Source organism: Duganella sp. AC917, assembly GCF_979258245.1.
Window position 1 is genome coordinate 3,509,911 of record NZ_OZ409848.1, and the last position, 17,977, is coordinate 3,527,887.

At 62.1% G+C, this 17,977-nt stretch carries 16 protein-coding genes; 3 read left to right on the forward strand and 13 right to left on the reverse strand.

The window, feature by feature from the left end; all coding sequences use genetic code 11:
* Window positions 1-70: 70 nt before the first annotated feature.
* From ggt to ACZ0BA_RS15230, 12 genes are all read right to left on the reverse strand, one after another.
* Window positions 71-1,861, reverse strand: a complete 1,791-nt coding sequence (ggt, locus tag ACZ0BA_RS15175; RefSeq protein WP_463452056.1) for a gamma-glutamyltransferase — start codon at window positions 1,859-1,861, stop codon at window positions 71-73.
* Window positions 1,862-1,954: 93 nt separating this feature from the next.
* Window positions 1,955-2,713 carry an SDR family NAD(P)-dependent oxidoreductase gene (locus ACZ0BA_RS15180; protein WP_463452057.1) on the reverse strand — a complete coding sequence of 253 codons (759 nt, stop codon included), beginning with the start codon at window positions 2,711-2,713 and terminating at the stop codon, window positions 1,955-1,957.
* A 115-nt stretch (window positions 2,714-2,828) separates the two neighbouring features.
* Window positions 2,829-3,746 carry a class I SAM-dependent methyltransferase gene (locus ACZ0BA_RS15185; protein ID WP_463452058.1) on the reverse strand — a complete coding sequence of 306 codons (918 nt, stop codon included), beginning with the start codon at window positions 3,744-3,746 and terminating at the stop codon, window positions 2,829-2,831.
* Window positions 3,747-4,120: 374 nt separating this feature from the next.
* Window positions 4,121-5,203 (reverse strand): acyltransferase family protein, encoded by a 1,083-nt coding sequence (locus ACZ0BA_RS15190; RefSeq protein WP_463452059.1) that lies wholly within the window; start codon window positions 5,201-5,203, stop codon window positions 4,121-4,123.
* A gap of 199 nt (window positions 5,204-5,402) precedes the next feature.
* Window positions 5,403-5,867, reverse strand: a complete 465-nt coding sequence (locus tag ACZ0BA_RS15195; RefSeq protein WP_463452060.1) for a hypothetical protein — start codon at window positions 5,865-5,867, stop codon at window positions 5,403-5,405.
* A 96-nt stretch (window positions 5,868-5,963) separates the two neighbouring features.
* Window positions 5,964-8,192, reverse strand: a complete 2,229-nt coding sequence (locus tag ACZ0BA_RS15200) for a sodium-translocating pyrophosphatase (protein WP_463452061.1) — start codon at window positions 8,190-8,192, stop codon at window positions 5,964-5,966.
* A gap of 188 nt (window positions 8,193-8,380) precedes the next feature.
* A complete protein-coding gene (gene adk, locus ACZ0BA_RS15205; RefSeq protein ID WP_463452062.1) occupies window positions 8,381-9,037 on the reverse strand; it encodes an adenylate kinase in 657 nt (218 codons plus the stop codon).
* Window positions 9,038-9,273: 236 nt separating this feature from the next.
* The gene (gene kdsB / locus ACZ0BA_RS15210; protein WP_463452063.1) at window positions 9,274-10,056 is read right to left on the reverse strand and encodes a 3-deoxy-manno-octulosonate cytidylyltransferase; all 783 of its coding nucleotides are present in this window, start codon (window positions 10,054-10,056) and stop codon (window positions 9,274-9,276) included.
* A 3-nt stretch (window positions 10,057-10,059) separates the two neighbouring features.
* Entirely contained in the window at window positions 10,060-10,236 is a 177-nt protein-coding gene (locus ACZ0BA_RS15215) for a Trm112 family protein (protein WP_463452064.1), read from the reverse strand.
* On the reverse strand, window positions 10,226-11,287 hold the full coding sequence (gene lpxK / locus ACZ0BA_RS15220; protein WP_463452065.1) for a tetraacyldisaccharide 4'-kinase: 1,062 nt from the start codon (window positions 11,285-11,287) through the stop codon (window positions 10,226-10,228). Before lpxK ends, ACZ0BA_RS15215 begins: the two co-directional genes overlap by 11 nt.
* Window positions 11,288-11,722 carry an ExbD/TolR family protein gene (locus ACZ0BA_RS15225; protein ID WP_463452066.1) on the reverse strand — a complete coding sequence of 145 codons (435 nt, stop codon included), beginning with the start codon at window positions 11,720-11,722 and terminating at the stop codon, window positions 11,288-11,290.
* Window positions 11,723-11,732: 10 nt separating this feature from the next.
* Complete coding sequence (locus ACZ0BA_RS15230) at window positions 11,733-12,338, reverse strand: MotA/TolQ/ExbB proton channel family protein (RefSeq protein ID WP_463452067.1); 606 nt, start codon at window positions 12,336-12,338, stop codon at window positions 11,733-11,735.
* 1,301 nt (window positions 12,339-13,639) lie between these two features.
* On the opposite strand from ACZ0BA_RS15230, the gene xseA reads away from it, so the two are divergent.
* Complete coding sequence (gene xseA / locus ACZ0BA_RS15235) at window positions 13,640-15,004, forward strand: exodeoxyribonuclease VII large subunit (RefSeq protein WP_463454763.1); 1,365 nt, start codon at window positions 13,640-13,642, stop codon at window positions 15,002-15,004.
* Window positions 15,005-15,028: 24 nt separating this feature from the next.
* On the opposite strand, the gene ACZ0BA_RS15240 is transcribed toward xseA, so the two are convergent.
* Window positions 15,029-16,027 carry a glucokinase gene (locus ACZ0BA_RS15240; RefSeq protein ID WP_463452068.1) on the reverse strand — a complete coding sequence of 333 codons (999 nt, stop codon included), beginning with the start codon at window positions 16,025-16,027 and terminating at the stop codon, window positions 15,029-15,031.
* Between the two features lie 251 nt (window positions 16,028-16,278).
* Here ACZ0BA_RS15240 and ACZ0BA_RS15245 point away from each other — a divergent pair, with 251 nt between their 5' ends.
* Together ACZ0BA_RS15245 and sodB are read left to right on the forward strand one after the other, a co-directional pair.
* The gene (locus ACZ0BA_RS15245) at window positions 16,279-17,259 is read left to right on the forward strand and encodes a LacI family DNA-binding transcriptional regulator (protein ID WP_463454764.1); all 981 of its coding nucleotides are present in this window, start codon (window positions 16,279-16,281) and stop codon (window positions 17,257-17,259) included.
* Between the two features lie 125 nt (window positions 17,260-17,384).
* On the forward strand, window positions 17,385-17,963 hold the full coding sequence (gene sodB, locus ACZ0BA_RS15250) for a superoxide dismutase [Fe] (RefSeq protein ID WP_315217024.1): 579 nt from the start codon (window positions 17,385-17,387) through the stop codon (window positions 17,961-17,963).
* Window positions 17,964-17,977 lie beyond the last annotated feature (14 nt).

Sequence of the window (17,977 nt, forward strand, 5' to 3'; positions counted from 1 at the left end):
TGTCGGGTTTGGGGAAGGCGGCGGGCGCTTTTCAGCGACTTTGCCACAAACCGCGCGGCCGGTGACGCCATCAATCCCCCAGCACGATCCCTTCGCGGCGCGGATCGGCGCCGCCGAACCACTGCGCCTTGCCGTCGACGACGCGGCGCTCGATGCCCTGGAGGCCGGAGTTCTGCTCCCCTTCGCGCACCTGGTGGCCGCGCGCCTTGAGCTCCTCGATCACCGCCGGCGCCACGCGGCCGGCCTCGATCTCGGTCGGGCCGTTGCGGCTGCCCATGTTCGGCAGGCTGATGGCCTGCTGCACGTCGAGTTTCCAGTCCAGCGTACCGACCAGCACCTTGGCCACATAGTTGATGATGGCCGAGCCGCCCGGCGAACCGGTGGCCAGCACCAGCTGGTGCGTGCCCTTGTCGAACACCAGCGTCGGCGACATCGCGCTGCGCGGCCGTTTGCCGGCCTGCACCCGGTTGGCGATCGGGCCGTCGGCATCCCGCGAATCGAACGAGAAGTCGGTCAGCTGGTTATTGAGCATGAAACCGTCGACCATCTGGCGCGCGCCGAAAGCGTCTTCCACCGAAGTGGTCATCGACAGCCCGCCGCCGAAAGCGTCGACGGCCACGAAGTGCGACGTCGATGGCTTGTCGATCGCGGTGTCCGCGCCCCACGCGACCTGCATCGTGGCCGGCGTGCCGTAATTGGCGCGGCCCATCGAGCGCTCGCCAATCAGCGAGGCGCGCCGTGACAGGTAGGCCTTGTCCAGCATCGCGCCGACGCCCTTGCCTGGCAGCGGCACGAAATCGGTGTCGGCCACGTAGCGGTTGCGGTCCGCATAGGCCAGCCGGCCCGCTTCCGAGAACAGGTGGATGCCCTCGGCGGTCGGCATGCCGTTGACCGGCTTGTACGGGCTGATGTCCTTGGCCTCCAGGATGCCCAGCATCTGCGCAATGGCGATGCCGCCGGACGATGGCGGCGGCGCCCCGCACACGGTCCACGCCTTGTAGTCGCTGCAGATCGGCGTGCGCTCCTTGGCCTGGTAGCCGGCGATATCGGCGGCGGTCAACTTGCCCGGATTGGTCGGATGCGAGGCCACCTTGGCGGCGATGTCGCGCGCGATGCGGCCCTTGTAGAAGACGTCTGCGCCGCCGGCGGCGATCTCACGCAGGGTGCGCGCCAGTTCCGGGTTTTTCAGGATGTAGCCGACCGGACGCGGTTTGCCGTCGCCGTCGAAGAAGTATTTTCTCGCGACCGGATCGCGCGCCAGGTAACGGTCGTAGGAGATCAGCGCGTTCAGGCGCGGACTGACCGCGAAACCCTCCTCGGCCAGTTTGATCGCCGGCGCGAACAGGGTTTTCCACGGCAGTTTGCCGTGCTGCCTGTGCGCCAGTTCCAGCATGCGCAGCACGCCGGGCGCGCCGACGGAGCGGCCTCCGATGACGCCGATCTCGCGCGAGACGGCCTTGCCGTCGGCGTCCTGGAACAGGTGCTCGTCGGCCGACGCCGGCGCCGTCTCGCGGCCGTCATATGACTGCACGCGTTTGCCGTCCGAGTACAGCATGAACGAGCCGCCGCCGATGCCGGACGATTGCGGCTCGACCAGCGTCAATACCAGCTGGGTGGCGACTGCCGCGTCGATCGCGGCGCCGCCCTGCTTGAGCATCTGGTAGCCGGCCTGTGTGGCCAGCGGATTGGCCGCGGCGACCATGAATTTTTGCGAGGACTTGCCAGCTTTTTCGGCGTAGCCGGTGGCGATTTCCGGCGCGGTGTCCGCAGTGACGCGTTGCGCGTAGACCGGCGTGTGCTGCACGCCCAGCAATGGTATGACTAGTGCGGCGCCGCGCGCCAGGGTGTTCAAACGAATCATGGGCTCTCCAAATAGAGGGCGCGCCGGCCGGGAAAGCCCCCCTTGGGCGCGCCCGATCATTCTGGCATCCTACACGAAATCGTTTAAACCGTTTTACTTGGCCTGCATGCGGATAGCGCCGTCCAGGCGGATGGTCTCGCCGTTCAGCATCGTGTTCTCGATGATGGCTTTGGCCAGATGGGCGTATTCATGCGGCCTGCCCAGGCGCGGCGGGAACGGCACCATGGCGCCAAGCGCGTCGCGCACCTCGGCGGGCATACCCATCAACATCGGCGTCTCGAAGATGCCCGGCGCGATGGCCATCACGCGGATGCCGCTGCGCGCCAGGTCGCGCGCCATCGGCAGCGTCAACCCGGCCACGGCGGCCTTCGACGACGCGTAAGCGGCCTGCCCCATCTGGCCATCGAAGGCCGCCACCGACGCGGTGTTGATAATGACGCCGCGCTCACCGGTATCGATGGCGGCGTTCTTGGCCATCGCCTCGGCCGCCAGGCGCGCCATGTTGAAGGTGCCGACCAGGTTGATGTTGATGGTCCGCTGGAACAGCTCCAGCGGATGGGCGCCCTCCTTGCCGACGGTCTTGGCGGCCGGCGCGATGCCGGCGCAATTGACCAGCCCGCGCAAGGTGCCCAGCGCGACGGCCGCCGCTACCGCGCGCACGGCGTCTGCCTCGGCGGTCACATCGGTCTGGATGAATACGCCGCCCAACTCGGCGGCCAGCGCGTGGCCGGCCTCGACCTGCACGTCGGCCAGCACCACCTTGCCGCCGGCCTCGACGATCATGCGCGCCGTCGCCGCGCCCAGCCCGGACGCGCCGCCGGTGATGAGGAATACATTGTCCTGAATATGCATGAAATCTCCAATCGCTCTGATTTGACGTTTACGTAAACGTCATATTAAACGCAATTGTAGCCAGGTTGGTAGCCGGAACGGGAAAATTCCCCGCTCCGACGGCTTAGCGGTGGTGTCAGCGCCCGCGCACCACGGTGATGCCGACCGACGTGCAGGCGTAGCCGTACAACTCGAGTTTGAGGTGGGCCGGCCCTTCGGTCGGCGTGGGCGTGGCGAACGGCGGCGTATCGACGTAGCCGTCGAGGAAATGGGCGTCCGGCGCGACGACGAACTCCTCGACCTGGTGTCCACGATCCCGCAGTTCGGCGATCAGCACATCCAGGTCACGGCGGCGATACAGCACCGTGTCGCCGCTTTCGATGGTGGCGTCGTTCGAACTCAGATTGAACTCGGTGGTGTGGCAAGCGACACCGCCGATCTTGAGCGTCTTCTCGACACTGTTGATGACGAAATCGATGCCCAGGCGCAGGCTGCCGAGGTGCTCGAACGCGCACGAGGACCAGCAAAAATCGTAGCCGCCGACATCGTCGCCGATGTTGTTCATGTCACACTCCTGGAACCGCACCCGCTCAAGGAAAGTTTCCTTATCAATAATGCCTTGGTACGGGATGCTATCGATGGCGTTGCTGTACTGTCCGGTGGCGCTCCAGCCCTGGGCGTTGTCGATGCTTTGCGGCGCGTCCGTGGCAGTCACCTGCATGCCGCCCTTGGCGAATAGCGCGGGCATGCGCTCGGTCCCCACGCCGAATCCGAGCGCCCGCTTGCCTTCGGCAACCACACCGCGAGTGCGCGCAACATGGACGATGTAGGCCCATTCCCAAAACTTCCGGTGCAACATCGGCGGAATGGCAAGATCGCGCGCGATCTGCGAAAACTGCGGATGGTAGAAATCGGCCGCCAAGCACGTCGAATACTGCATGAACGGGGTGGCCGGATCGGTCTGGTACAAGTCGATCGGCGGAAGGAATATTTTGGGCGGCAACGCAGCCTTCGCCAGCAGCGCATCGACCCGTTCGTTCACGATACGCTCCATATTCATTTCCACCCTTTGTTCGATCAGGGTGGTCAACTGGTTGCCATATCCCGAAGCAAAACGCAAAAACAGGCGGCGCAGCATGGCTCGAGCGGATGAGTTTGTAGTCATACTTCCTTAATCGGTGGCGGGGGAACAGGCGACAGACCCATCCCAATATCAAAGTGGCACTATTGTCAAAAAAAATGTAGCCAACAATACTACCTGAAAATACCACCTCAATACTCACCAATTCCCACGCCTCCTTAATTAAAGGTGCAACTCGCTTCAGCTTCGGTGGAGACACCGGGCGCGTCAGCGCGGGCAGCGCTATTTCGTAAGCACAGTATCGGTAGCGCGAAGGCCGGTGTGGGGCGCACGATCATCGTTTTAGGTCAGGAATTCAACGATTTCAAATCGGCGCCAAGTGGAAGATGAACCTCCCTGCGCTCAAGAAACTGGTCCCATTTTCTATTCAGATACAAACGCACTGGGTTCTCTAAAAGGTAAAACGACAAAGCTCCGCAGCAGATGCCAAGCACCATGCAAAGGGACTTCGACGCGCCGAAGTGTGTGTGGGCTTGATAAAACGGCGCCTGCCAGAGATAGATTGAAAACGAGCAGGTCCCGAACCAACGAAGGATCGGAAGACCCATTAACCGCAGAACGATGTCTGGGAAACTTGAGACGTAGTTGACCGCGAATGCCATCAAGATTGGGGCTGCGGCGATTGAGAAATTCCACTGCAAGGCAGATCCGGGAATGAAACTGCCAACTGCAATTAGCAAAGCAGCTAGAGGGAGCCATGCACTGCGCATCCATGCTAGTTTTCCGTTCTCACGCCATATGCAGATTGCTGCGGAGGCCACCAAGCCAAGCGACGCGACTTCGGTTCTGGTGCGCCATGGTGAGCCGCCCACCTCCCAAACACTGGTCATGTAGAAAGCAATGCAGATCAAAATAGCTATTACGCTTCCAGCCAAAAATCTGGACGCCGATAACATACCCCGGCTTCTTGCAATGATCAATGTACCCGCAGCGAGGTAAACGTAGCTGTGTTCCTCAACATTCAACGACCACAATTGCCCTACAGGCCATTTCACTTCCCATACGGATAAGGCATATGTGCTGCAAAAACCCAGGAAAACGAGTACCTCATTCAAACTCGCAGAATAGATTTCTGGCTGAAAGTAGGATGCGTAGACCCACACTACAGTAACATAAAACCACAGTGTCGGAATAATCCGGCTGAATCGCCTGGCAAAAAAGGTAGGCAACTCAACGCGCTTTACAAATAGAAGCCTTCCCATAAAAAGGCCCGAGAGCACGAAGAAAAGTACGACACCCAATCGACCCGCGTACCAAAATCGGGGCGGCCCGAAGTGTCCGATCAACACAAGCAAAATGGCGATCCCGCGCCACCCGTCCAAGTAAGGGATATTGGTCGCAGGTCCAGGGGGCCGCATTGTCGAACTCATAATGTTGTTTATATTTTGTAATTTGAGTTTCCTATGGTAAATTCCAAATATACAAATGTCAATAAGTAACTAAAGTTGTTTTGCGTGAATGCACAGAAACCCAAAACGCCGGAGCAAAAGCAAATGTTTGGCAGCGAAGCAGCGCTGTGGAACACTGCATCACCGCAACCGCCGACATGAAGAGGATGCGCCGTAGAATTCAGCACTGCAGCCAGGCGCCGTTTCTTTGACACATCTTGCCTGCGGGCGTGATGGTTGTGCCGGCCGGGCCGCTGTTGTGGCGCACGCCGCTGGGGTCGTAGCAGCCGCCAGCCGTGCAGCCGATCGCCGGTATCGGGTTTCCTGGCGGCTGTATCAACGTTTCGATCGGAGTGGACGGCTGCGTTTTGGGCATGGCGACCTGCGGCGCGCGCGGGCTGCCCGGCATCGGCTGTATCGTCAGCGGTACCGGCCGGCGCGGCATCGGCGCGGCTGCCGGGGCAGTACGGCACGGCTCCACCGCGAGGCGTTTGCCGTCCGCGCTGAGTTTGCACACGGGCAGCCTGGCGTAGGCATCATCATCGGACTTCGCTTTCGCAGGTCCGTTGTCGCCCCAAGCATTGGCGCAAAGTAAGGATCCAAGCAGAAAGGCCGCCGTCAGCGCGGCCGGTTTCAGAGATTTCATGTCATTGCCTTCCAAAGTGCTACGCCTGTCTATATTAATAGCAGGCGCGGCGCCGCACGGTAGGCCTTGAAACAATTCGTAACCTCTGTCCCTCCGCTACCTCGACGGCGCCGGCGTACTGGTCGACTCCGATGCCGGCGGCGCTGGTGGCGGCAGGCCCGGCGCCAGCGGCGCGCCTTCGGTCAGCGGCGAGGCCGAGCGGGGCGGCGGCGGCGCGTCGGCCGGTCCCATTCGTGTCGGGACCGGCGCCGGCGCGTGCGCGGCCATCACCGGCGCGCTCACCGCCAGCCAGCCCGAGGCCGGCAACAGCGGCACCAGCAGCAAGGCGACGATGTTGATGATCTTGATCAGCGGATTGACGGCTGGGCCGGCCGTGTCCTTGTACGGGTCGCCAACCGTGTCGCCGGTCACCGCCGCCTTGTGCGCCTCCGAACCCTTGCCGCCGAAGTGGCCGTCCTCGATATATTTCTTGGCGTTGTCCCAGGCGCCGCCGCCGGTGGTCATCGAGATCGCCACGAACAAGCCGGTGACGATGGTGCCCATCAACATGCCACCCAGCGCGGCCGAACCCAGCAGCATGCCGACCACCACCGGCACCACCACCGGCAGCAGCGACGGCACGATCATTTCCTTGATGGCCGAGGCGGTCAGCATGTCGACCGCCTTGTCGTACTCCGGCTTGCCGGTGCCGTCCATGATGCCCTTGATGTCGCGGAACTGGCGGCGCACCTCCACCACCACGGCGCCGGCCGCGCGCCCTACCGCTTCCATCGCCATGGCGGCGAACAGGTAGGGAATCAGGCCGCCGATGATCAGGCCGACGATCACCATCGGGTCGGACAGGTCGAACGTGATGCTCTTGCCCGCCGACTCAAGCGCGTGCGTGTAGTCGGCGAACAGCACCAGCGCGGCCAGCCCGGCCGAGCCGATGGCGTACCCCTTGGTGACGGCCTTGGTGGTGTTGCCCACCGCGTCGAGCGGGTCGGTGATGGCGCGCACCGATTCGGGCATGCCGGCCATTTCGGCGATGCCGCCGGCGTTGTCGGTGATCGGGCCGTAGGCGTCGAGCGCGACGACGATGCCGGCCATCGACAGCATCGAGGTGGCGGCGATGGCCACTCCGTACAGCTGCCCCAGCTGATACGACACGAGGATCGCCGCGCACACGGCCAGCACCGGCCACGCGGTCGACTTCATCGACACGCCGAGACCGGCGATGATGTTGGTGCCGTGGCCGGTGGTGGAAGCCTCGGCGATATGTTTGACCGGATAGAAATCGGTGCCGGTGTAGTACTCGGTGATGTAGACCATCAACCCGGTCAGCACGATGCCGACCACGGTGCAGCCGAGCATGCGCATGCGCATCGCTTCGTCCGGCCACAGCTGCCAGGTGACCACCGCGAAGCCAATCAGCGACAGCCCGGCCGCCCACCACAGGCCGGTGTACAGCGCCGACATGATTTTCTTGCCGGGCTTGGCCTTGACCATCGAGCAGCCGATGATCGAGGCAATGATGGAGACCGCCCCCAGCAGCAGCGGATAGACCACCGCCGTGCTCGATGTGCTCATCAACAAGGCCCCCAGCAGCATCGTGGCGATCAGCGTGACGACGTAGGTTTCAAACAGATCGGCGGCCATGCCGGCACAATCGCCGACGTTGTCGCCGACATTGTCCGCGATCACGGCCGGGTTGCGCGGGTCGTCCTCGGGAATACCCGCTTCGACCTTGCCGACCAGATCGGCGCCGACGTCGGCGCCCTTGGTGAAGATGCCGCCGCCGAGGCGCGCGAAGATCGAGATCAGCGAGGCGCCAAAGGCCAGCCCGATCAGCGGTTCGATGACCTTATGCAAATTGGGGCCGAGGTCCGGCGGCAAGCCGGCGATCAGGTACATATAGAACAGCACCACGCCCAGCAGGCCGAGCCCGACCACCAGCATGCCGGTGATGGCGCCGCCTTTGAAGGCGACGTTCAAGGCCTCGTTCATACCCTTGGTGGCGGCCTGCGCGGTGCGCACGTTGGCGCGCACCGAGACGTTCATGCCGATGAAACCGCAGGCGCCCGACAGCACCGCGCCGATCAGAAAGCCGATGGCGGTGTTCATGTCCAGCAGCACTGCGATGAGTATGAGGAGCACCACGCCGACGATGCCGATGGTGCGGTACTGGCGCGCCAGGTAGGCGGCGGCGCCCTGCTGAATCGCCAGTGAAATTTCCTGCATGCGCGGGTTGCCCGCGTCCTGGCGCAAAATCCAGCTACGTGACCATAAACCGTAAACCACGGCGATAACGCCGCAACCGACTGCTAACCAAAGACTGGCTGCCATAGATGTCCCCTTATTTTTATTGAACGAGCCTACAAACCACACTTCAGTAGCTGCCCGGTGGGACAGCCGACTAACCTGCGAACTGCAAAACGTCAAATCGGGAGGGCATCCAGCTTCAGCCGGCTTGGGTCGACATCAACAACAAGGGCGAAAAAAAAGCGGACACTCGGTCCGCTCTACTTTACCTTTTATTTGGCGAGCGCGGCAAACGCGCTGTCGCGAATTTGCTCCACCGGACCGACGCCGGCGATGCGGCGGTATTTCGGCGCGCCGGGCTCGCCCGACTGTGCCCAGGTGTTGTAGTAACCCAGCAGCACTTCAGTTTGATTGTGGTATACGTCCAACCGTTTTTTGACGGTCTCGGCCTTGTCGTCGTCGCGCTGCACCAGGTCTTCGCCGGTGACGTCGTCCTTGCCGTCGACCTTGGGCGGATTGAACTTGACGTGGTAGACGCGGCCCGAACCCGCGTGCACGCGGCGGCCGTCCATGCGCTCGATGATCGACTCGTCCGGCACGTCGATTTCCAGCACGTAGTCGACGGCCACGCCGTTATCCTTCATCGAGTCGGCTTGCGCGACGGTGCGCGGGAAGCCATCGAACAGGTAGCCGTTGGCGCAGTCGGGCTGCTGCAAACGCTCCTGGACCAGGCCGATGATGATGTCGTCCGAGACCAGACCACCCGCATCCATCACTTTTTTGGCGGCTACGCCCAACTCCGTGCCGGCCTTGATCGCGGCGCGCAACATGTCGCCGGTCGAGATCTGCGGGATGTTGTATTTTTCTTTGATGAAATTAGCCTGGGTGCCCTTGCCTGCACCTGGTGCCCCTAAAAGAATAAGACGCATGAAAAAAATTCCTAAAACAGATTTTGGATGTGGTGAGTGTTTGCGTGGAGACAGTAGAAATACTGTAAGTCCGACTATGTTGGTACGAAACTTACCACAAAACTTCGTCTAAACGCCAATTTGTGACGGCTTGCGCCGCCCTTCAGCGGCAAAACAGGAGCATACAGAGATATTCCGTATGAATATCGCACTTGCTCGCTGTTTATGATTGATTTATGCCGGTAAGCTGATCTATATCAAGACAGCGACGGATACAACAATCGCACGCGCGCCAGATCTTCCGGCGTGTCGACGCCGGCGGCCGGCGCCGAGTCGGTGACATGGACGGCGATCGGATAGCCGTGCCACAGCACGCGCAGCTGTTCCAGCGCTTCGATCGATTCCAGCGGCGAGGCTTCCAGCGCCGGATAGGCTTGCAGGAAATCATTGCGATAGGCGTACAGTCCGATGTGACGGAGCGGTACATAGTCTGCTGGCAGTGCTTCTTTGGACTGCGCAAAGGCGTCGCGGTTCCACGGTATGGTCGCGCGGGAAAAATACAGGGCCCGGCCGGCCTTGTCCAACACCACCTTGACGACGTTCGGGTTGAAGGCGTCGGCGGCGTCGTGCAGCGGGTGCGCGCAAGTCGACATCGGCACGTCGGCGCCGATGCGGGCGGCGGCCGCTTGCAGCAGCGCCGGGTCGATCAGCGGCTCGTCGCCCTGCAGGTTGACGACAACGGCGTCGGCCGGCAGGTTCAGCGTGCGCGCCACTTCGGCGATACGGTCGGTGCCGGACGGATGGTCGGCGCGCGTCATGCACACTTCCACGCCGTGCAGCACACAGGCGGCGCGGATATCCTCGTGGTCGGTGGCGACGATGATGCGAGCGGCGCCCGACAACGCGGCGCGCTCGGCCACGCGGACCACCATCGGCTTGCCGCCGAGATCAGCCAGCGGCTTGTTCGGCAAGCGGGTCGACGCCAGCCGCGCCGGGATGATCACGACGAACGGGGACACCGGGGAAGAGACCGACGGCACCGCTCAATCCACCTTATCTTGCAGCGTGCGGGCTTCATCGGCCCACATGATCGGAATGCCGTCGCGGATCGGATATGCCAGGCGGTCGCCCTTGCAGATCATTTCCTGTGCTTTCTTATCGTACTCAAGGGGGCCTTTGCAGACCGGGCATACCAGGATATCAAGCAATCTAGCGTCCACGACATTTCTCCACGATTTGGTCGGCCAGCGCCGCGTCGATGCGCGCCGTTACCGGGACGACCCACAGTCGCGGGTCGTCTCTGAGTTCTTCAATTTGCGCACATTTTACTGCATCCTTCTCGGTCATCAAGATGATATCGGCCTCCAGCCGCGCGAACGGGCGGTCGGCGAAGTCGTGATGATCGGGCAAGGGCAGCTCGGCGATGGACAGGCCGGCGGCCTTGAGCATGCCGAAGAAGCGCGCCGGATTGCCGATGCCGGCCGCCGCCGCCAGCCGCACACCGGGCTGGTCCAGGGCGGACAACGCGCGGCGCTGCGAACGGTCGCGCAATTGTTCGGCGTATCCGCCCTCCAGCGCCATCTGGATCGGCTGCCCGCCCGCGCCGACCGTGCGCATCAGCTCGCCGGTCAGCAGCGGCGTGTTGATGACGGTGAAATCGCGCCGGCGCGAGACCGGCTCGCGCAGCGGCCCGGCCGGCAGCAGCCAGCCGTTGCCGGCGCCCCGGCCGTCGAACAGGATGATCTCGATATCGCGTTGCAGCGCGTAATGCTGCAAGCCGTCGTCGGTCAGAATGATGTCGACCTCGGGATGGGCCGCCAGCAGCGCGCGTCCGGTGGCGGCGCGGTCGCGCCCGACCATGACCGGACAGCCGGTGCGCTGGCGGATCAGCAAGGGCTCGTCGCCGACCTCGGCCGGTGTAGACGCCGCGCCGACTTCGCGCGCGCCGTCGGCGTCGCTGCCGTGGCCGCGCGAGACGACACCCGGCCGCATGCCGGCCGCCTGCAGAGCTTGCACCAGCCAGATCGTCAGCGGCGTCTTGCCGGTGCCGCCGATGTAGATATTACCCACCACCACCACCGGCACCGGCAACCGCGACGACTTCAGCAGGCCGGCCCGGTACAGCCCGGCGCGCGCACCGCTGACCGCGCGAAACAGCAGGGAGAGCGGCCACAGCGCGCAAGCGAGCGGGCCACGCCGCAGCCAGTTGCGCGTCAGCGTGGTCTCAAGCGCGGACGACTTGGCCGGAGAAGAGACGGAAGGCGCGGACACTTATTTGCCGGCACCGGTCTGCGCGGCAAAGGTCAGCTTCTCGTAGCCGGCGATGCGGGCCGCCTCCATCACGTTGATCACCATCTGGTGCATGGCGAACTGGTCGGCGTTGACGATGACCACCGGCGACTTGCCCGGCTGGTTACCCTTGTCGGCCGCCGCCTTCATCGACTGCGCCAACCCGGCGACGTCGCGGAACGATACCGGCTCGTCGTTGATCGTGTAGTTGCCCTTGGCGTCGACGGTCACGTTCAGCTCGAACGGCTTGTCTTCCTGCTTCTGCGCGTCGGCGGTCGGCAAGGTGATCTGCAGCTCGGTGAACTTGCTGTAGGTGGTCGACACCATCAGGAAAATCAGAATCACCAGCAGCACGTCGATGAACGGGATCAGGTTGATCTCGGGGTCCTCGCGGTGCCGGCCTTTGCGGAAATTCATGCGGACGTCCTCACTTGCGCTTGCTGTGCACGATGTCGACAAACTTCACCGCCTGCTGCTCCATCTCGATGACGAAGCTGTCCACCAGCGCGCGGAAGTGGCGGTAGAACACCAGGGTGGGCATGGCGATCGCCAGGCCGAAGCCGGTGTTATACAAGGCCACTGAAATGCCGTGGGCCAGTTGCGCCGGGTTGGAGCCGGAGCTGTTTTGCGAACCGAAAATCTCGATCATGCCGACCACCGTGCCGAACAGCCCCATCAGCGGCGCCAGGGTCGCGATGGTGCCCAGTGTGGTGAGGAAGCGTTCCAGCGTGTGGGCCACGCCGCTGCCGGCCTCTTCGATGGATTCCTTCATCACGTCGCGCGGCGCGTCGACGTTGCGCAGCGCCGCCGACAGCACCACGCCCAGCGGGGAACTTTTTTCCAGCTTGTCGATGACGCCGGTGTTGACGTTGCCGCCGCGATAAATCTGCACCACCTCGTCCAGCAACTTCTTCGGCAGGATTTTGCTCCGTCGCAGATACAGCAACCGTTCGATGATCAGGGCCGTGGCAACGATCGATGCGATCAACAACAACCAGATGGGCCAACCTGCGGCCTGGAAAATAGCGAGCAAAACGAACTCCTGTAGTGATGTGGACCCGAAGGCGCAATGTATCTTGTTGGACGACACTCGGCAAGTAGCAGGCGATTGGGAGTTCTGCACATTTTCTGTGGACAACAATGTGTGCAATGCCATGGGACACTATCCAAACTATTGATTTTAAACAGAAAAGTTCGACAGCCCAAAATTAGCGCAGGCTTGAGCCCGCTGGCCCGGTTTATGCCTCGCATAATTTGTGCCAACTTATGCCCACATTCTGTTGATAAGATTGTGCGCAAGCCATGCCGTTGCCACGCATGCTATTGATTTCAATGATGTTTGTTATCCTGCGCAAAAAACCGGCATGGGTGCCGGCTCGGGCTGATATCCACCCAACTACTTATGCACAACACAACTTTTAAGCCGCTAGCCGTCGGCTTGTGCACTTCTGCACAAAATTTGTGGATAAGATTGTTAGCAAGGCCATCCCACAAGTTGCAGGCTATTGATTTTTAAGGATAATTTCGCCATGCGCAAAATAAGCGCACACCCCGGATGGCTGAACTAGCCTGACCAGTAACTCAAAATACCTGGAACTTCTGCACATTAATTGTGGATAAGATTGTGCGCAACGGCTTCCACATGGTGAAAGAACGTTGATTCATATAGGTTTTTTTCCTTTGAGTAAAATTCAGGCACGATGGCTGAGTAGCGCAACTTGGCATGGAAAAACGGCCCGGATAGCGATATTGTCGACCTATCGCGACAACCTTTGCACTTCTGCACATTTTGTGTGGATAAGATTGTTAGCAAGCCCATGTTGGCAAGCCTATGCCCTTGATTCGTATAATAAAACTTCCAATGCTCAAAAACGAAGCATATCGTTTTCACTCTTGCGTATCGAACCGATAGCAATCGTCCGCATCGGCAAGACGCCAGTCCCTTGGCGTGTGAGCCGTGCCGTGAGACACAGTTCTGCACAAATTCTGTGGATAAAATTGTGCGCAATACTTTCCCCGATGAGCTAACCCTTTGATTTTGCTCAGCATACTTTCTCTGCAAAAATTTTAGGCATATCTAATCGGCAAGAAGAAAACGACTATCGCTCACACGAGTTGCGCACAACATATGTGGATAACTTTGTGCGTAACTGCGTTGCCAGTCCGCAAAGTGCTTGATCCATAAGGCTTTTTCGCCGCTGCACGTAAATACGGCAGAAATTTTAGCTTTTAAAATCAAATACCTACCTATAATAGCTCCTGCTTTTTATGGCATATGACCGCTGTGTGACCAAACGCACATTGTGTGGATAGCTTATTTTTTTGAAATCAACGATGTTCGACGACCGCTCCGATTCCGCCCCCGCCCCCGCCGCCGCCCCCGTGATGACCGTGACCGCGCTCAACCAAGCAGTCGCGCGGCTGCTCGAGCGCTCTTTCCCTCTCGCATGGATCGGCGGCGAAGTGTCCAACTTCACCCGCGCCAGCTCCGGTCACTGGTACTTCACGCTCAAGGACAATGCCGCCCAGGTGCGGGCGGTGATGTTTCGCGGACGGGCGCAGTACGCCGACTTCATTCCCCGCGAGGGCGACAAGGTCGAGGTGCGGGCGCTGGTGACGCTGTATGGCGCGCGCGGTGACTACCAGATCAATGTCGAGGCGATACGCCGCGCAGGCGTCGGATCGCTGTTCGAGGCGTTCCAGCGGTTGAAGGAAAAGCTGGACGCGGCGGGCCTGTTCCACGCCGACCGCAAACGCGCACTGCCGATGTTCCCGCGCGCGATCGGCGTCGTCACCAGCCCGCAGGCGGCGGCGCTGCGCGACGTGCTGACGGCGCTCAAGCGGCGCGCACCGCACGTGCGCGTGGTGCTGTATCCGACGCCGGTACAGGGACAATTGGCGGCCGAGAAGATCGCCGCAGCCATCGACACGGCATCGCTGCGCAACGAATGCGATGTGCTGATCGTGTGCCGGGGCGGCGGCAGCATCGAGGATCTGTGGTCGTTCAACGACGAGGATGTCGCGTACGCGGTGGCCAATTGCCGCATGCCGGTGATCTCCGGCGTCGGCCACGAGACCGACTTTACCATCTGCGACTTCGCCGCCGATCTGCGCGCGGCCACGCCGACGGCGGCGGCCGAACTGGCGGCCACGCCGCGCGCGGACTGGCTGGCCTCCCTGCGCGCCGACGCCACCGACTTGCGCCGCGCGATGCGCCGCAGCGTCAGCGAAGCGACGCAAACGCTGGACAGCCACACGCGCCGCCTGCTCAACCCGGGCGCGCAGATCAAGCAGCAGCGTTTGAAATTGCTGGCGCTATCGACTGCGATGATGCACGCCAACCGCATGCCGCTGTCGCAGTATCGTTATCAGCTCGATCGCCTGAGCGGCCGGATGGCCGCGCACAAGCCGGACGTGCGGGCGGCGCGGTCGGCGCTCGACGGCCTGCGCCACCGCGCCGGCATCAGCGTGGCCACGCAACTGGCCCGGCGCCGGCATGCGCTGGCCGCCCTGTCGTCGCAGCTGGAACTGCTGAATCCTCAGCGCACGCTGGAACGCGGCTACGCCATCGTCACCGACGACAAGGGCGCCATCGTGCGCGCGCCGGCGCAGCTGCGCCCGCGCAGCACGTTGACGTTGCGCTTGGCCGAGGGCAGCGCGCAGGTGGGCGTCGACTCGGTGCAGCCGTCGCTGGACTAATTTGTTTGGTTTAAACCGCCGACGCTAACCGGCCGACAGCATCGCCGACATGCCGATCAAGGTCGGATATTCTTCGGTGATGACATAGGTCGGGATGTGCGACAGATAGTCCGAGAACCGCCCCTTCTGCTCGAAGCGCGCACGGAATCCGGAATGCTCGAAAAAGTCGCTCATCTGCGGCACGATGCGCCCGCCGATGTAGATGCCGCCCTTGGCGCCCAGGGTCAGCGCCACATTGCCGGCCACGGTGCCGAGCATCTCGCAAAACGCCTCCAGCGTCTCCTCGCACACGGGGCACAGCCGATGCAGGCCGCGCTCCATGATCTCGGTCGTACTCAGGTTACGCGGCTCCACGCGCGCGCGTTCGCACAGCGCGCGGTACACCAGCCCCAGGCCGATGCCCGACACCAGCCGCTCGCTCGACACATGCTCGTGATAGCGGCGCGCATAGCGCAGGATATCGATCTCGCGTTCGTTCATCGGCGCGAAGGTGCTGTGCCCTCCCTCGCTGTCGATGGCGATCCAGCGGCCGTCGACACCGGACGGCACCAGGCCGGATACGCCCAGTCCCGCATCCGCGCCCACCAGGCCGATGGTGGCGCCGGCGCGCGCCACGCCGCCGCCGATCTGGCGCTTGTGGTCCGCGGCCAGATACGGCAAGGCGCTTGCCAGCGCGGTGAAGTCGTTCACCACCACCAGCGATTTCAGGCTGAATTGCGAGCACACCGCTTCGATCGAGAACGACCAGTGGTGGTTGGTCATCGTGACCCAGTCGCCGTCGATCGGGTTGGCGATGGCGATGCCGGCGAAGCGGGCCTGGTAGCCGCCCGCCGCCACCGTGGCCGGCTGCGACAGATAGGCCACCAGCGCCGCGCCAAGCGTGGGATAGGCGGCGCAGTCGGTGACCCAGATGGCGTCGATTTGATTGGGCGCCGTCTCCAGGCCGAAGCTGGCGCTGGTGCCGCCGATGTCGGCCAGCAGGCGCGGGCCGTTCGCCAGATGCGAAAAGGATGCGCGATCCATGTCTCTTCCTTTTTTATTGTTGCTGCCGCTGTGCGGATTCGTTGTCCGGATTATACGACAGCGCTACCATGAAAACGTTTTCAACAGCACTTTCCATTAAATACCGGCCGGCTGCGGAAGTCAATGCGGCACTGGAACTGGCCGAAAGGATAGTGATTATGGTAACCTTGAGTGAAAAGGTTTTCATAACAATTAAACAACAGGATTCCCCCTTGGCAGATCTCTCCTCCCACTCCGGCCCATCGACGCTGATGGATGTTGCACGCCAGGCGGGGGTGTCGCCCAGTACGGTTTCCCGCATCCTCAACGGCACCGCCAAGGTCTCCGACGACAAGCGCGAGGCCGTGCTGGCCGCCATCGCGAAGATGAATTTCGCGCCCAACCAGATGGCGCAGGGCCTGAAAAAAGGCCGCTCGATGACCATCGGCATCGTGGTGCAGGATATTTCCTCCCCTTTCTTCGACGAAACGCTGCGCGGCGTCGACGACGGCCTCAAGGGCACGGGCTACGCCTCCGTCATCGTCAGCGGCCACTGGAACGCCGACGAGGAGGCCGAGCGCATCCGCCTGCTGCTCGCGCGCAAGGTCGACGGCATCATCCTGCTGTCGGGGCGCATCTCGGACGAGACGGTGCTGGCCTTCTCCACCCAGAGGCCGATCGTCTCGACCGGCCGCGAGCTCAGGACCCGCACCGCGCTGGGCTTCAAGATTAACAACGAATACGGCGCCTATCTTGCCGTACGCCATCTGATCGAGCTGGGCCACCGCCGCATCGCCTTTATTTCCGGCCCGGTCAACAACATGGACGCCGACGAGCGCCTGGAAGGCTACAAGCGCGCGCTGGACGAGGCCGGCATCGAGGCCGACCCGCACCTGATCGTCGAGGGCAATTACCACGAAGCGAGCGGCATGATGGCGATGAACCGGCTGTTCGATACGCACCAGCAATTCACGGCCGTGTTCGCGGCCAACGACCTGAGCGCCTATGGCGCGCGGCTGGCCTTGTACCGCAAGGGTATCCGCGTGCCGGACGACATTTCGCTGGTCGGCTTCGATGACCTGCCAGGGTCGTCCTACACCACGCCGCCGCTGACGACGATCCGCCAGCCGCTGTACGACATCGGCCGCATCGCCACCCACGCGCTGCTGCGCGTGATCCACGGCGAGGACGCGCAGGGCGAGATTCCGCCGCTGGAACTGATCGTGCGCGAAACCACGCGCCGGGTTCGCTGAGCGCGCTGCGGAGTATCCACACGGAAAGCGGGCCTTTTGAGCAGCTAAAGCCTATCCGCTTTACAATGATGAACGTTTCGCCATAATTCACCCTCGGTTTTAACACCCCAAACAAAGGAATAACAATGGAACATACCCTGCCACCACTGCCATATGCCATCGACGCCCTGGCGCCGCACATCTCGCAAGAAACCCTGGAATACCACTATGGTAAGCACCACCAGACGTATGTCACCAACCTGAACAACCTGATCAAGGGCACCGAGTTCGAGAACCTGTCGCTCGAAGAGATCATCAAGAAGTCGTCCGGCGGCGTGTTCAACAACTCGGCGCAAGTGTGGAACCACACCTTCTACTGGAACAGCCTGACGCCAAACGGCAAAGGCGCACCGGACGGCGCGCTGGCCGACGCGATCAACGCCAAGTGGGGTTCGTTCGACAAGTTCAAGGAAGAGTTCACCAAGTCGGCAGTCGGCAACTTCGGTTCGAGCTGGACCTGGCTGGTGAAAAAGGCCGACGGTTCGCTGGACATCGTCAACACCTCGAACGCCGCCACCCCGCTGACCACCGATGCCAAAGCGCTCATCACCTGCGATCTGTGGGAACACGCTTACTACATCGACTACCGCAATGTGCGTCCTAAGTACCTGGAGACCTTCTTCAAGCTGGCCAACTGGGACTTCGCGGCGGCCAACTTCGCCTGAATGAACTAGGTATC